The 14,967-nt window shown below is 63.6% G+C and carries 15 protein-coding genes; 10 read left to right on the top strand and 5 right to left on the bottom strand.

Features of this window, described 5'->3' with window-relative positions:
• Window positions 1–12: 12 nt before the first annotated feature.
• Window positions 13–1,836, bottom strand: a complete 1,824-nt coding sequence (locus tag NL528_RS43225) for a di-heme-cytochrome C peroxidase (RefSeq protein ID WP_309180434.1) — start codon at window positions 1,834–1,836, stop codon at window positions 13–15.
• Window positions 1,837–2,081: 245 nt separating this feature from the next.
• Between NL528_RS43225 and NL528_RS43220 the strand changes: the two genes are divergently transcribed.
• Window positions 2,082–2,765, top strand: coding sequence for an alpha/beta family hydrolase (locus NL528_RS43220; RefSeq protein WP_309180433.1), 684 nt, complete (start codon window positions 2,082–2,084; stop codon window positions 2,763–2,765).
• On the opposite strand, the gene NL528_RS43215 is transcribed toward NL528_RS43220, so the two are convergent.
• Entirely contained in the window at window positions 2,766–3,548 is a 783-nt protein-coding gene (locus NL528_RS43215; RefSeq protein ID WP_309180432.1) for an SDR family oxidoreductase, read from the bottom strand. It abuts the gene before it with no gap.
• A 229-nt stretch (window positions 3,549–3,777) separates the two neighbouring features.
• Between NL528_RS43215 and bioB the strand changes: the two genes are divergently transcribed.
• Window positions 3,778–4,758, top strand: coding sequence for a biotin synthase BioB (gene bioB / locus NL528_RS43210; RefSeq protein ID WP_375143956.1), 981 nt, complete (start codon window positions 3,778–3,780; stop codon window positions 4,756–4,758).
• A 24-nt stretch (window positions 4,759–4,782) separates the two neighbouring features.
• On the opposite strand, the gene NL528_RS43205 is transcribed toward bioB, so the two are convergent.
• Window positions 4,783–5,757, bottom strand: a complete 975-nt coding sequence (locus NL528_RS43205; protein WP_309180431.1) for a ketopantoate reductase family protein — start codon at window positions 5,755–5,757, stop codon at window positions 4,783–4,785.
• 188 nt (window positions 5,758–5,945) lie between these two features.
• Between NL528_RS43205 and NL528_RS43200 the strand changes: the two genes are divergently transcribed.
• Window positions 5,946–6,755: an enoyl-CoA hydratase-related protein gene (locus tag NL528_RS43200; protein WP_309180430.1), complete on the top strand. Its 810-nt coding sequence runs from the start codon at window positions 5,946–5,948 to the stop codon at window positions 6,753–6,755.
• 14 nt (window positions 6,756–6,769) lie between these two features.
• Here NL528_RS43200 and NL528_RS43195 read toward each other — a convergent pair whose 3' ends face one another.
• Window positions 6,770–6,991 (bottom strand): hypothetical protein, encoded by a 222-nt coding sequence (locus NL528_RS43195; RefSeq protein ID WP_309180429.1) that lies wholly within the window; start codon window positions 6,989–6,991, stop codon window positions 6,770–6,772.
• A 154-nt stretch (window positions 6,992–7,145) separates the two neighbouring features.
• Here NL528_RS43195 and NL528_RS43190 point away from each other — a divergent pair, with 154 nt between their 5' ends.
• The 4 genes from NL528_RS43190 to NL528_RS43175 all read left to right on the top strand — a co-directional run bounded on the left by NL528_RS43190 (window position 7,146) and on the right by NL528_RS43175 (window position 11,269).
• A complete protein-coding gene (locus NL528_RS43190) occupies window positions 7,146–8,510 on the top strand; it encodes an FAD-dependent oxidoreductase (RefSeq protein ID WP_309180428.1) in 1,365 nt (454 codons plus the stop codon).
• A gap of 21 nt (window positions 8,511–8,531) precedes the next feature.
• Entirely contained in the window at window positions 8,532–9,536 is a 1,005-nt protein-coding gene (locus NL528_RS43185) for an ABC transporter substrate-binding protein (RefSeq protein ID WP_309180426.1), read from the top strand.
• A gap of 136 nt (window positions 9,537–9,672) precedes the next feature.
• Window positions 9,673–10,446 (top strand): ABC transporter ATP-binding protein, encoded by a 774-nt coding sequence (locus tag NL528_RS43180; RefSeq protein ID WP_309185251.1) that lies wholly within the window; start codon window positions 9,673–9,675, stop codon window positions 10,444–10,446.
• Entirely contained in the window at window positions 10,439–11,269 is an 831-nt protein-coding gene (locus tag NL528_RS43175; protein ID WP_309180425.1) for an ABC transporter permease, read from the top strand. The genes NL528_RS43180 and NL528_RS43175 overlap by 8 nt, the downstream gene beginning before the upstream one ends.
• Before the next feature lie 160 nt (window positions 11,270–11,429).
• Here NL528_RS43175 and gtdA read toward each other — a convergent pair whose 3' ends face one another.
• Entirely contained in the window at window positions 11,430–12,470 is a 1,041-nt protein-coding gene (gene gtdA, locus NL528_RS43170) for a gentisate 1,2-dioxygenase (RefSeq protein ID WP_309180424.1), read from the bottom strand.
• 136 nt (window positions 12,471–12,606) lie between these two features.
• Here gtdA and maiA point away from each other — a divergent pair, with 136 nt between their 5' ends.
• From maiA to NL528_RS43155, 3 genes are read left to right on the top strand one after another with little or no spacing between them, the layout of a single operon-like run.
• On the top strand, window positions 12,607–13,239 hold the full coding sequence (gene maiA / locus NL528_RS43165; protein WP_309180423.1) for a maleylacetoacetate isomerase: 633 nt from the start codon (window positions 12,607–12,609) through the stop codon (window positions 13,237–13,239).
• The gene (locus NL528_RS43160) at window positions 13,229–13,738 is read left to right on the top strand and encodes a MarR family transcriptional regulator (RefSeq protein ID WP_309180422.1); all 510 of its coding nucleotides are present in this window, start codon (window positions 13,229–13,231) and stop codon (window positions 13,736–13,738) included. The genes maiA and NL528_RS43160 overlap by 11 nt, the downstream gene beginning before the upstream one ends.
• On the top strand, window positions 13,738–14,928 hold the full coding sequence (locus tag NL528_RS43155) for a 3-hydroxybenzoate 6-monooxygenase (protein ID WP_309180420.1): 1,191 nt from the start codon (window positions 13,738–13,740) through the stop codon (window positions 14,926–14,928). The genes NL528_RS43160 and NL528_RS43155 overlap by 1 nt, the downstream gene beginning before the upstream one ends.
• Window positions 14,929–14,967 lie beyond the last annotated feature (39 nt).

Raw genomic sequence — 14,967 nt, 5'->3', positions numbered from 1 at the left:
AATTGCCTCAACTCAAAGCGTCTTGAGGTACTCGATCAGCGCCTTTCGCTCATCGGGCGCCAGTGCCCGTCCGACACGGCCGTAGGCCTTCTCGTTGTTGGTGAATTCATGACCCCTGTTGGAATTTCCGCGAATCGAGGTGTCGAATTCGAAACCGTTGGTGAGGGGTTCGATGCTGTAACCGAGATTCACGGGATCGTACTCGCGGTTGCCGAGATAGAACGTTTTCGGCCGGTTCTCCGCCGGACCCAGCAGCGCCTCGATGTTCGGGACCGAACCGTTGTGGAGATAGGGCGGCGTCGCCCAGACTCCATTGAGCGAGCGGACCTTGTAGGCGAGCTCGCCCTGGATCTTGTTGGGCATGTTTCCGTTGATGTTCGCCTTCTCCTTGTCGCTCAAGGGCGGCGGTTCCTGCTCCTTGATCCAGAAATTGACGGTGTTCTCGACCACATCCTTGAGCGCGTCCGCGAACGCGTACGCCTTGATACCGAGATTTGAGGGAAGCTCGACCGTTCGATTGATCATGTCCGTCGCCTGGGCGGGATCGGTACCGACATGGCTGATCGGGATGTTTTCGACCACGACGATCGGCTGGCCGGCCTCGTTCGTCGTCCACCATTTCTTGTTGTTGAAGTCGAAGAACTCCTTGCTCGTCACAGGCGGGCGATGACAATCCTGACAAATGGCCTTGTAGAGTTCGGCACCCTGGGCCGCCCGCGGCTGGTCGATGGGCGGGAGGATAGTGCCGGGCCATTTCGGGGATTTCAGGCCCGAGAAGCCTTTTTCCGCGCTCGGCGGATCGCCCTTGATCATGCTTTCCATCTTGTCCAGCGTCTTCACCTGCACGCTCGATTTGTACAGGCCTTTCGACGGGTCGATCAGATTGAGCTCCGCCGACACGCCCAGCGCTTCGCCGGCATTACGCACCATCGGTTGCATGATGGAGCCGTTATACTGCACCCAGTCGAACCAGGGCGTGTTCCAGATCCGCGGATAGTGCACCGGCGCCGACGAGGCGGCGTAGTTCTTCGGATTGTTGAGGTCGATGGAGAAGACCTGGTTGCCGATCCGGTTGAGCGCATCGAGGCGCCCGTAACCTTCCACGATACTGAGCGGCGCAACGCTGTCTTCGAGTTTCTTCGCCTTGTTGTACTGGTTCAGGACCAGAATGAGCTGCTTTTTCAGCAGCGCGCGGTCGGCGGATGTTGCGTCAGGCCCGAGGATCCGCTCGGCAAAGCGCTGGAAGCGGAGCGGCAGGATACGCGTCAGCAACAGCGACACCCCAATCCCCTGCTTCAAGTTGAAGAGATTGGTGAGCGCCGGGCCGCCGTCGATGATGACGGTCGTGTCCTTGTAGGTGAATCGTCCCGTATGACAGGCCGCGCAGGTCAACCCGAGGCCGGTCATGTCCTTTTTCGAGCGCGGGTTGCGCCATGGATTGCCCGATGCGTCGGACATTGTACCGCCCGACGCGAAGCCGATTGGCAGCGACTTTTTGCCGGGTTCGATCACGTCCGGAATGAAGCCGTAGCGATCCAGATAGGCCGGGTCGCTGAGGAGGCCGGCGGCCGTCAGTGTGATGACCGGCTGCTCCAGCGCCTCGAACCATTCAAGAGGTATGCCGAAGGTCCGTGTCCCCTGATCGGCGTGATAGAACCACGCGAGCTCCTTTTTATCGTTGTTCACGTTCTGGTCGAGCCATACGGTCTTCTTCGTCGCTTGATATTCCGGCAGGCTTACGTGGATAGCGTCGAGGAACTTGTCGAGGGCATAGATGCCGACACCGAGGCCGATCACCACCACCGCGCCAAGAATGATTTTGATATTGCGACCCATCGTCCCCGCCCCCTTATTCCGCGCTGCCCGCCGTGTTAATCATGCACTATTAAAAATCGCCAGAAAGTCACTCAGCTCTGGCGTGCCTACGAAATGAGTCACCAGCTTATAGTAGCAACATTACCCTGTCCATAAATCCGGTCTTGTGAACCGATTAACAGTTTTTACCGGGAGTTGGCGCGTTTGCCTGTCGCGCGCCGGAGACGTAGAACCCTTGAAAATCGCTTGATCCGGGATGACCGATTTTGGAAGCCGTCAACGCGCAACGACTCAAGATCGAGCTGGACCATAAGGCGTCGGTCTCCGCGCTTCTGGTCCGGCCGCCGCAGGCGCGCGCGTGTTACGTTTTTGCGCATGGCGCCGGCGCCGGCATGGCCCATGCGTCGATGGAAGCGATTGCCACAGGGCTTGGCGAACGGGGCATCGCGACCCTGCGTTATCAGTTTCCCTATATGGAAAAAGCCGGCAAACGGCCCGATCCGCCGCCGGTCGCGCATGCCGCGGTGCGCGCGGCGGTGGCCGAGGCCGCGCGTTGCTGCGCCGGGCTGCCGCTTATCGCGGGCGGAAAATCATTCGGCGGGCGGATGACGTCGCAGGCGCAGGCGATCGCGCCGCTGGCCGGCGTTCGCGGACTTGCCTTCCTCGGCTTTCCCCTGCATCCGGCGGGAAAACCTTCCAGCGACCGGGCCAAGCATCTTTCCGCGGTCAAAATCCCGATGCTGTTCCTGCAGGGGACGCGCGATGCCCTCGCCGAACTGAGCCTGCTCGAGCCCATGGTCAAAAGCCTGGGCTCGCCCGCAACGCTGCATCTGGTGAAGGAGGCCGATCATTCCTTCCACGTGCTGGTGCGCTCCGGGCGCAACGACCGCGAGGTGATGAACGAAGTTCTCGACGCATTCGCGGCGTGGGTTGATTCCATTATTCGCTAATCAGCCGGCGCGCTGAACACCATAGATCTTGTCGCGCAGCCGCCGCATCCCGGCGAGCCAGCGGTCCCTGCTGGAAGCCTTTCGCTGCACGTATTCGGCGACCTGTTCGTGCGACAGGATCAGGAAGCGTTCGGCCTCCATCGCAGCGATCACGATGCGGGCGACTTCGGCCGGAAGCATCACGCCGTCGACCCGCGCGGCGCTCGGACCCGGCGTGGTCATTCCGGTCTGCACCGATTGCGGGCACAGCACGGAAACGCGGATGCCGCGGTCGCCATATTGAATGGCGAGATGCTCGGCCAGCGCTATCGCGGCGTTCTTCGTCACCCCGTACGGCATCGAATTGAGCGAGGCCAAAAGGCCGGCCGCGGACGCGGTGTTCAGCAGATAGCCCGAGCCTCGCGCCAGCATCCCCGGCACCAGCGCGCGCGCCGCGAATACGTGGCTCATGACATGGACCCGCCAGCTGACGTCCCAATCGGCATCGGAAGCGCTCTCCTGTCCCTTGCGCGACAGGCCGGCGTTGGAAAAGAACACGTCGACCGGCCCATATTTGTCCTCGGCGGCCGCGATCAGCGCCCTGACGTCTTCTTCGAGCCCGACATCGGCGGTCACGGCCAGTCCGTCGATATCGCCTGCGACCGCCGCCAGCCGGTCGCGCGAGGACTTGAGGTCGGCGACCACGACGCCGCGCGCGCCGGCCGCGGCATAGGCGCGCGCGACCGCCTCGCCAATTCCGCTCGCCGCTCCCGTGACCACACAGACCTTGTTCTTGACTTGCATGTTCGGTTCCCGTTCCCCTTTTTGGCGGGGCGAGATCGGAGAGTGATACGACCGCCGACGCGCGGTCAACGTCCGTTTGCCTTCGTCCGTTTGCCTTAATGCCCGTTTGCCTGGCGATCAACTTTTCAAACGCATGGCCGGCTTGCACTGGTCTTCCCTGTCGTCATCGTGCAATGGTCTTGACGCAATCGAAGGTCTTGCCGCAATCGGAAATTTCGGAGAACTGGGAATGCTTGACGCAAGAGACGGGACGACTTCGATGGGCGCGCCGGCGGCCTCGCCGAATTGGACGGTTGAAGCAGCCTGGTCGCTTTACCGGCTGCCGTTCAACGACCTGCTGTTCAAGGCGCAATCCGTTCATCGGCAGAATTTCGATCCCAACCGCGTGCAGCTGAGCAAGCTGCTCAACATCAAGACCGGCGGCTGCCCCGAGGATTGCGGCTATTGCAGCCAATCCTCGCATCATTCGACCGGGCTCACGGCCTCGAAGCTGATGGAAGTCGAAAAGGTCGTCGCCGAGGCGCGCAAGGCCAAAGACGGCGGCGCGACGCGCTACTGCATGGGCGCCGCGTGGCGCAATCCGAAGCCGAGAGACATGGATGCCATTGTCGAGATGGTAGGTCAGGTGAAAGCGCTCGGCCTCGAGACCTGCATGACGCTGGGCATGCTGGACCGCGAACAGTCGGACCGCCTCAGCGCCGCGGGTCTCGACTATTACAACCACAATATCGATACGTCGGCGCGCTATTATCCGCAGGTGACTTCGACCCGCACGTTTTCCGATCGCCTCGATACGCTGGAAAACGTCCGGCAATCCGGCATGAAAGTATGCTGCGGCGGCATTCTTGGAATGGGCGAGGAAGAAGCCGACCGCGTCGACATGCTGGTCACGCTTGCCAACCTGACCGAGCCGCCGGAAAGCGTCCCGATCAACATGCTGATTCCGATTGCCGGCACGCCGCTCGCCGAAGCAGCTCCGGTTGCGCCGATCGAGTTTGTCCGGATCGTTGCGCTCGCGCGCCTCATGATGCCGACTTCGTATGTCCGTCTGTCGGCCGGCCGTTCGGCGATGAGCGATGAGATGCAGGCGCTTTGCTTCTTTGCCGGCGCCAACTCGATCTTCGTCGGCGACACCTTGCTGACGACGGCCAATCCCGAAGACGAAGCCGACCGGAAGTTGTTTGATCGGCTGGGATTGCAGCCGGTCTGACCGGCCCCGCATCGATCCAGCCGTTCAGCCCTGGTAGAGTCCCTTGTCCCGCGCCAGGCGGATCGCCAGCGCCGCCATCAGGTCGATCATCGGCGTATCGAGTCCCGCGGCCCTGGCGAACGCGGCGGGCGCGCGGACCAGCACGTCGATCTCCATGGCGCGGCCGAGTTCGTAATCCTGCAAGATGGATGGCTTGTGGTCGGGCGCAGGCCCACTTCGCGTCACGCGCTTGACCTCGGGGATATAGCGTTGAGCGATGCCGTTGGCCTCGTCGAGCAGGCGCGGGATGACGTCACGCAAGGCCGGGTCGTCCCGCACGGCCCGCGCGGTTTGCCCGGTCAGCAGGCACAGCACCGACATCGACATGTTGGTCAGGAGTTTCGACCAGATCGTCTCCCGGATCTCTGGGACGTCAGGCGATTCGATTGAAGCCTCGCTGAGGACGGCGCGCAGCCGCGCGATCCGCATCGAGGAGCGGTCGTCGCATTCGCCGATCAACAGCCGGTTGCGGTCGGGAGACAGATTGGCGACGACGCCCGGCTCGACCACCTCGTTCGACGAAAAGATCACGCCGCCGACGATCCGCTCTTTGGGAATAGCGGCGCGCAGCCGGCCGCCGGGATCGAGAAAGCCGAGGTCGGGAACCTCAGGATGATTTCCGGGCAGGCCGAGATCGTACCACCAGGGAATGCCGTTCTGCGCAAAGACGACGGCCGTGTCTGCGTTCAGCAACGGCTTGAGGCCCGTTGCGAGTGCGCCGACCCCGGTCGCCTTCAATGTGCTGATCACGACATCCTGCGGGCCGAGATCAGCCGGATCCCCGGATGCTTTCACCTTTGCGATAAACCTGGCGTCGCCGACCCGAAGCGTCAGGCCGTGCGCCTTCACCGCTTCAAGATGTGGCCCGCGCATCACGCAGGATACTTCATGGCCGGCCAGCGCCAGCCGCACCGCAAAATGGCTGCCGACGGCGCCGGCGCCGAAAATGCATATCCGCATGGGAATTGACGTTCCTGTTGGGAGGGAGACGGTCGAGCCGCCAGTTTCCACAAGCTTGCGCTGGAGCGCAACGGGTCATGCGATCAGCGCCACTGGCGGCGCGGAAACCGAAAGTGATAGATCAACGTCCGCGGTCCCGGCACGCTGCCCGACCTGACAAACGCAAATAACAAACCAAGGGATCATCCATGTCCGCCAATCCAGTGCTGTGGAACCTCGATGAACGCGGCGTCGCGACGGTCACGCTGAACCGCCCGGAGGTCAACAATGCCTACGATGCCGGCCTGATCGGCGGCGTGCTGCAGGCCATGGACGAACTCGGCAGCAAGCCGAACCTTCGCGTCGTCGTCCTGAAGGGCAATGGCAAGCATTTTCAGGCCGGCGCCGACCTGAAATGGATCAACGGTGTGAGGCCGAAATCGCCTGAAGAGAATGAGGCGGTCTCTCGCGCTACATTCGAAGCCGTGCAACGGCTCAATACGTTGCCGATCCCGACGGTGGCGCTGGTGCAGGGCGGCTGTTTTGGCGGCGGCACCGGAATCATCTCCGCCTGCGACGTGGTGATCGCCGCCGACAATGCGCTGTTCTCAATCACGGAAGTCCGCTGGGGCCTGACCGCTGCGATCATCATCCCGCAACTATGCGACGCCATCGGCGTCCGGCAGGTCCGCCGCTACGCGCTGACCGGCGAACGGTTTGGCGCTGAGGACGCACGCCGCATCGGCCTCGTGCATGAGGTGGTGCCGCTGGCCGAACTGGAAAGCGCGGGCGCCAAGGTCAAGGTCGTCGAGCAATTGCTGGCCAACGGCCCGCAGGCGCTGGCGGAAACCAAGCGGCTGGCAATGGAAAGCTCGTTTGGCGGCATGAGCGTCGATGACGACGCCTATGCCCGTTTGGTCCGGATGCACTCGGACCGGCGCCGGACGCCGGAAGCTTCAGAAGGCCTGGCGTCGTTCGCCGAAAAACGCGCGGCCAACTGGGGCGCGAGCAATGCATAATTTCGCGCTGCCGCTCAGCAACCCCGGCAAATGCTGCGCAGGCTTTTGTAAACCGCGTCGTCTTCCTGCCGCATCTGCTGCAGCGATTCCAGCGTCTTCGTGTCTGCGGTGGGTTCGGGTTTGCGCTTGGCGGCCAGCGCAGCTTCCTGACGCGTGTAACAGGCTTCCCGCTCGGCCTTGGCCTGGATGAACCGGCATTGTTCCACCGCCGCCGAGGCGGGAGCGGCGCCGATCAAGAGGCCAAGCAAAATGGATAGAAGGGTGTTCAAAACCGTCGGTCTCGTCGCAATTCCGCGTTTCCCCTCTTTACTTACCCTGCCAGCCCCTTGCTGCGATAGCCAAAATCTTCCGCCCGGGGCATGATGGCCGGCACTCCATCGGGAACCCAATTTGTCCTCCAAAACCATCGAAGAACCCGCACGCCAAATACCGCTGTACGGCGAATATGAAGTCGCCGTCCTCGGCGGCGGACCGGCCGGGATTGCGGCGGCGGTCGCGGCCGCGCGTGCCGGGCGCCGCACGCTGTTGATCGAGCGTTACGGCTTTCTCGGCGGCATGGGCACGGCGGCGGGGGTGACCAATTTCTGCGGGCTGCATGCCAATGTGCATGGCCAGATGCACCGGGTGGTGCAGGGCATCGCCTCCGACCTGCTGGCGCGCATCGACCATCTCGGCGGGCTCAACGCGCCGCATCTCGTCCTCGGGAAGATTTTTGCGCAGGCCTACGACACTCCGGCCTACAAGATCGCGGCCGACGATCTCTTGGCCGCCCACAAGGTCGACATTCTGTTTCATGCGCTCGGCGCCGGCGTAGTGATGCAGGATGACAGGCGCATCAACGTGCTGATGGTCGAGACCAAGGCCGGCCGTCAGGCGGTGCGCGCCGGCATCTTCATCGATTGCTCCGGCGACGGCGACCTCGCGGCCTGGGCCGGCGCGCCGTTCGAGGTCGGCGATAACAACGGCAGCATGCTGTATCCCTCGATGATGTTTCGCCTCAACGGCATCGATCCGGACCGGGCCGGCGAAGCCTGGCGAACCATTCCGGCGCTGATGGAAAAAGCCGAAGCCGCCGGCACGCATCGTTTTCCGCGCAAGGCCGCGATCGTCCGGCCGCAGCGCCACGGCATCGAATGGCGGGTGAATTTTACCCAGCTCGCGCGCGAGGATGGCACCGCCGTCAACGGCCTCGAGCCCCACGATCTCACGCGCGGCGAGATCGACGGCCGCCGCCAGGCGATCCAGGCGTTCGAATTCCTGCGCACGGTGCCGGGCTTCGAAAACTCCTACATCGTCGATCTGCCGCCGCAACTCGGTATCCGCGAAACCCGGCGCGTCGTCGGCGGCTATATGCTCTCGGGCGACGATGTGCTCGGCTGCGCCTCATTCCAGGATTCCATCGGCGTCAATGGCTGGCCGATGGAGCAGCACGTCGCGGGCAATGTGATCTTCAAATTCCCGCCGATCCCGGAATCCCGCGGATTCAACGAATTGCCGTATCGCATGCTGGTGCCCGAGGGCGTAGACAACCTGTTGATGGCGGGACGCTGCGCCTCGATGACCCATGACGGCCAGTCGGCCGCGCGCGTCTCCGGCGCCTGCTTTGCGATGGGGGAGGCGGCCGGCGCCGCCGCGGCGCTGGCACTGTCGGGCAATACGATTCCGCGCGACATCGCGCTGGAAAAGTTGCAACAAGCGTTGAAACAACAGGGTGCCTTTATCGGGCGGGACCAGAGCGTGCCCGCCGGATTGTAAGAAATAAACGGAGGAAACCGGATGAGGGGAATTGCGCGGTTCGCACTGGCGGGCCTGCTGACGTTGGCGGCGGGCGGAATCGCGCGGGCCGATGAAGTCCTGAAGGCCAAGGTCGGCGTGCTCCGGCTGTCGTCGTCGGCGCCGGTGTTCATCGCGCACGACAAGGGCTACTTTCGCGAGGCCGGGCTCGACGTCGAATTGAAATTCTTCGATGCGGCGCAGCCAATCGCGGTGGCGACCACCTCGGGCGATGTCGATTTCGGCATCACCGCCTTTACCGCGGGACTGTATAATCTCGCCGGCAAGGGCACGCTAAAGGTGATCGGCGGCATGAGCCGCGAAAAGGCCGGCTACCCCCTGATCGGTTATTTCGCCAGCAACAATGCCTATGCCGCCGGCCTGAAGACGCCCAAGGATCTTGCGGGCAAGCGCATCGCGGTGACGCAGGTCGGCTCCAGTTTCCATTATTCGCTTGGCCTGCTCGCCGACAAATACGGTTTCAAGCTCTCCGACGTCAAAGTGCTGCCGCTGCAATCGCTGTCGAACGCCGCCGCTGCCCTGAAGGGTGAAACCGTCGATGCCGCTTTGCTGCCGATCTCGACCGCGCGCTCGTTGCTGGATTCGGACGGCGCCAAGTTTTTGGGTTGGGTCGGCGACGAGACGCCGTGGCAGTTGGGCGCGGTGTTCGCCTCGCCGAAGACGCTGACCAATACCGCATTGGTAACCAAGCTGCTGGGGGCGCTGGCGCGCGCCGATCGCGAATATCACGACGTGATTTTGGCATCGGTGAAGGACGGCAAGGCTGACGTCAACGAGAAGACAAAGCCGCTGCTCGAGATCATCGCCAAATACACCAACCTGCCGGTCGAGCAGGTGGTCGGCAACTGCGCTTACATCGATCCCGACGGCAAGCTCGACGTCAAAAATGTCGCCAACCAGATCGCCTGGCTGCAAGAGCAGGGTTTTGTCGACAAGGGATTTACGGCGGATGCGATCATCGCCAGGGATTATGTGAAGCCGGATTGATGAGAGGTGTTGAACCCGTCATTGCGAGCGTAGCGAAGCAATCCATAGCCGGGATGCTGCAGTCATGGATTGCTTCGTCGCTTTCGCTCCTCGCAATGACGGTGTTCACGACGACGGACCGGAGAAGAAACACGACATGGACCTGATCGCCGACCAAATCAGCCACCGCTTCGGCGCGCTCGAGGTGCTCGACAAGGTGTCGTTCACGGTGCGCTCGGGCGAGGTGGTCGCGATCGTCGGCCCCTCCGGCTGCGGCAAGAGCACGCTGCTGTCGATCCTCGGTGGCCTGCTGCGACCGAGCGAAGGGCAGGCAGAGCTGCGCGGCGCGCCGCCGGCCGACAGTCTCAACCCGCTGACCTTCGTATTCCAGGATTTTGCGCTGCTGCCCTGGTGCACGGTCGAGGAGAACGTCGAATTTCCGCTGGCGCATACCGGGCTCAGTCTCGCCGCGCGCCGCGTCGTCATCGACGACGCGCTGCGCCGCACCGGGTTGACGGATTTTCGCGGCACTTACCCAAAGCAACTATCCGGCGGCATGCGCCAGCGCGTCGGCATTGCGCGTGCGCTCGCGGTGCGGCCGGCAATCCTGCTGATGGACGAACCCTTGTCGGCGCTGGATTCGCAGACCCGCGAATTGCTGATGGAGGATTTCATCCGCCTGCTGGCCGACGGCGCGATGGGCGCGGTCTATGTCACGCATAATCTGGAAGAAGCCGTCCGCCTCGCCGACCGCATCGTGGTGTTGTCGCGGCGGCCCGGCCGCGTCCGCGAGGTCGTGACCATCCCGATGACCCGCGACGAGCGCGGCGCGATCGACGCCCGCGGCAAGTTGTTGGCGCTGCAGAACGAACTATGGTCGCTGATCCGCGAGGAAGCGATCGATGCCGAGCGCGAGGTCCAGCATGCTTGACCGCGCCTCACAGGATCCGCAAGCGGACGATTCCGCGGCCAGGCTGCGGCCGGTGGCGTTTCGCGGCGGCGGCTTTGCGCCGGCCGCAGGCCGCTATTCCGGCTGGATCGCGCTCGCGATCGTGATCGCGCTCTGGCAACTGGCCGGCAGTGCAGGTTGGGTCAATCCGCTGTTCCTGCCGGCGCCGTCGGCGATCGCGGTTGCGATCTACAGGCTCGCGATTTCGGGCGCGCTTTGGCACCATCTGTCCTGGTCGATCATGCGGATCGGAACCGGCTGGGTACTCGGTACCACCGCCGGCGTCATCGTCGGTTTTGCGGTCGGGCTCTCGAGTCTTGCGCGCGGCGTCGGCATCACCTTCATCTCGGCGCTGTTTCCGATTCCAAAGATTGCGCTGCTGCCGCTGTTGATTCTCTGGCTCGGGATCGGCGAGGAGCCGAAGATCGCGACCATTGCGCTCGGCGTGTTCTTCTCCACCGCGATTTCGGTCTATAGCGGCGTCGACGCGGTGCCGCGCAACCTGATCCGGATGGCGCAGAGCTTCAATGTACCGTTCCATTTGATCGTGCGCCGGGTGATCTGGCCGGGCGCGCTGCCCTCGATCCTGGCGGGCTTTCGTATCACCGCGTCGGTGGCGCTGCTGCTGGTGGTGAGCGCTGAAATGATCGGCGCCGAATACGGCATCGGCGCCTTCGTGCTGCAGGCCGGCAATCTGATGCAGACCGATCAGCTGCTCGCCGGCGTCGTGATCCTGTCGCTGTTCGGGCTGGCGGTGGGCAAGCTGATCAATTTGCTCGAGGTGCGGCTGTTGCACTGGCGGTGAACTCACCGTCATTGCGAGGAGCCAACGGGTCGCGCGAATGCGCGCCCGATGACAGGCTCCGCGACGAAGCAATCCACACTTTCTATGCGGTGCGATGGATTGCTTCGCGGAGTTTATCATCGGGCGCGCATTCGCGCGACCCGTTGGCTCGCAATGACGGCTACGCATTGCCACGGTCTTCGCGGAACAGATCGAGCTTCTGCTGCACCGGGCGATCGGAGAAGCTGAACAGCACCGAATCCTGATCGGCCTCGTGGGTGACCCACTGCCAGCTCGGCACCACGAACAGGTCGCGCGGGCCCCATTCGAAGGTCTGCTCACCGACCCGGGTGCGGCCCTTACCTTCGATCGCGGCGAACACCGTGGCGTCGGTCGAGCGATAGCGCGCGGTCTTGAATCCCTTGGGGACCAGCTGGATGAAGGTGCCGATGGTCGGCATCGCAAAATCGCCGGTCTCGGGATTGGAGAATTTCAGCTTCAGCCCGTGGCAGGCGTCCCACTCGCCGCTGGTCTTGGCCTGCTCCAGCGCTTCGCGGGTGTAGCTGTAGGGATAGTTGAAGATCGGCGAGGTTTTTGAAGAGCGCTTGCCGTCGACCGGCAGCAGATTGTGGCCGTAGCGGGCAAAGCTGTCGCCGGCGGGCCGGGTGATCTTCTGCTGGTCCTCGTTCGATCCTTCGGCAAAGGACGCATCGAAGAACTGCACCATCGGGATATCGAGCCCGTCGAGCCAGAACATCGGCTCGCTGGTTTCGTTGGAATGATCGTGCCAGGTCATCGACGGCGTGATCACGAAGTCGCCGGGCTCCATCGCGGTCCGCTCACCATCGACCGCGGTATAGGCGCCCTTGCCTTCGAGCACGAAACGCAGCGCCGACTGGCTGTGGCGGTGGGCCGGCGCGATATCGCCGGGCACCACCATCTGCACGCCGGCAAAAAGCGACGTCGTGATCTTGGACTGTCCGCGCAGGCCGGGGTTTTCCAGGACCAGCACCCGCCGCTCGGCTTCCTTGGCGGTGATCAGCTTGCCGGCCTCGGTCATGTAGTCGCGGATCTGGTCGAATTTCCACAGATGCGGGCGGCAGGCGCTGCGCGGCTCCGGCGTGATCAAATCGCCCATCACGTTCCACAGCGCGGAAAGATTTTCGCCGTCGATCTTCTTGTAGAACGCCTCGCGTTCCGGGGTCTTCTGCACGGCTTCCATGGTCGGGCCTCCGCTGTTCTTGTTGGTTCAATTTGATTGACAGTATACTTACAATGTGGCTAGCGTCAACCAAGCCAATAAAAATCCAGGCTGGCTTGAAATGCCAAGCCTGCTTGAAATGCCAAGGGAGGTTCCGATGAAGCTGCACGGCTATTTCCGCAGCAGCGCGTCCTACCGGGTCAGGATCGCGTTAAATCTCAAGGGGCTGACCACTGAGCACCTGCCGCATCACCTTCGCAAGGGCGAACAATGCGCGCCGGCCTATCTCGCGATCAATCCGCAGGGGCTGGTGCCGACGCTGGAGGACGATGCCGGCACGGTGCTGACCCAGTCGCTCGCCATCATCGAATGGCTGGACGAGACCCATTCCACGCCGCCGCTGCTGCCAAAAGATCCGCTGCGCCGCGCCAAAGTCCGTGCCTTCGCCATGGCGCTCGCCTGCGACACCCACCCGGTGCAAAACCTCAAGGTTCTGGCCCGGCTGCGCCAGCTCGGTCTTCCCGAGGAAAAGGTGACGGAGTGGGCGGCCTGGGCCAACCGCGAGGGCCTGTCGGCCTGCGAAACCCTGATCGCGGGCGAGGCCGGTCCGTTCTGTTTCGGCGACAAGCCGACCGTCGCCGATCTCTGCCTGGTGCCGCAACTCGCCAATGCGCGGCGCTTCGGCGTCGACCTCTCCGCCTATCCGCGCCTGCTCAAGGCCGAAACCGCCGCCAAAGCCATGAAAGCATTCGCCGATGCCGCGCCGGACCGGCAACCCGATGCCGAGTAAGCCCCCGCCGATCACGATGGATGCGGTCTACGCCGCACCGGGCTATCTGTTCCGGCGGATGCAGCAGATCGCGGTCGCGATCTTTGTCGAGGAGTGCCGGGCCTACGATTTGACGCCGGTGCAATATGCGGCGCTGGTCGCGATTCACACCCATCCCGGCATCGACGCGACGCGGCTGTCGGCGGTGATCGCGTTCGATCGCTCGACCCTCGGCAATGTGATCGAGCGGCTGGAAACGAAATCGCTGGTCGAGCGCAAACCCGCCCGCGAGGACAAGCGCGTCAAGCTGCTCTACCTCACCAAAGCGGGCGCGGCGCTGCTGCGTGACATCGTGCCGTCGGTCGAGCGCGCCCAGGCGCGGATGCTGCAGCCCTTGAAACCGGCCGACCGCAAGACCTTGCTGGCGCTGCTGACGCAGCTCGTCGATCTCAACAACGAGGCCTCACGGGTGCCGCTGCGCGCCGAAGACGCGCTCGAACATCTGGGAAAGTCGAACTGATGGCGACGGCAGACGCACGGCCGGTCCTGATCGCGGGTGGCGGCATCGGCGGCCTCGCCGCAGCGCTTGGGCTGGCGCAAAAGGGCATCCGCTCGATCCTCCTGGAAAAGGCCGCCGTGCTCGGCGAAATCGGCGCCGGCATCCAGCTTGGGCCGAACGCGTTCCATGCCTTCGACTATCTCGGCGTCGGCGAAGCGGCGCGAAGCATGGCCGTCTATATCGATCAGCTTCGGCTGATGGATGCGCTGACCGCTGAGGAGATCACCCATATCGATCTGCGCGAGGCGTTTCGCGCGCGGTTCGGCAACCCCTATGCGGTGGTGCATCGCGGCGATTTGCACGGCGTGTTCCTGCGCGCCTGCCAGGCCCACGAATTGATCGAGCTGCACGTCAGCAGCGAGGTTGTCGGCTACGACCAGGACGGCGCGTCGGTGACGGCGCGGCTGGCGAACGGCGAGCGTATTACGGGGCGGCTTCTGATCGGCGCGGATGGGCTGTGGTCGAACATCCGCAAGCAAGTCACTGCCGACGGCTCGCCGCGGGTCTCCGGCCATACCACCTATCGCTCGGTGATCCCGACCGAGCAGATGCCCGAGGATCTGCGCTGGAATGCGGCGACGCTGTGGGCCGGTCCGAAATGCCACATCGTGCATTACCCGCTGTCGGGCTGGAAAGTGTTCAACCTCGTCGTCACCTATCACAACGACGCTCCCGAACCGGTCGCCGGCAAGCCGGTGTCCGAAGACGAGGTCATGAAGGGTTTTACGCACGTGCATGCGCGCGCCAGGGAGATCATTCGCCACGGCAAGAACTGGAAGCTCTGGGTGTTGTGCGACCGCGATCCCACTGAACGCTGGATCGACGGCCGCGTCGCGCTGCTCGGCGACGCCGCGCATCCGATGCTGCAATATTTCGCGCAAGGCGCCTGCCAGGCGATGGAAGACGCGGTGTGCCTGTCGCACATGCTGTCGCAGTATGCCGACCACGCCACCGCGCTGGAAAATTATCGCGCGCAACGTTTCCCGCGCACCGCGCGCGTGCAGTTGCAATCCCGCGCCATCGGCGAGCACATCTATCATCCCGCCGGCGAACACGCCCGCCTCCGCAACGCGATCATGCGCGCAAAGACGTCGGAGGACTATTACGGCCATCTGGCGTGGCTGTATGGCGGGACGGGGCTGGCGGGGTAGGGTGCCCTCCGTCCGTCATTGCGAGGAGCGAAGCGACGA

The organism is Bradyrhizobium sp. Ash2021 (genome assembly GCF_031202265.1).
GTDB lineage: Bacteria > Pseudomonadota > Alphaproteobacteria > Rhizobiales > Xanthobacteraceae > Bradyrhizobium.
This window is presented reverse-complemented; position numbering and strand designations above follow the sequence as displayed.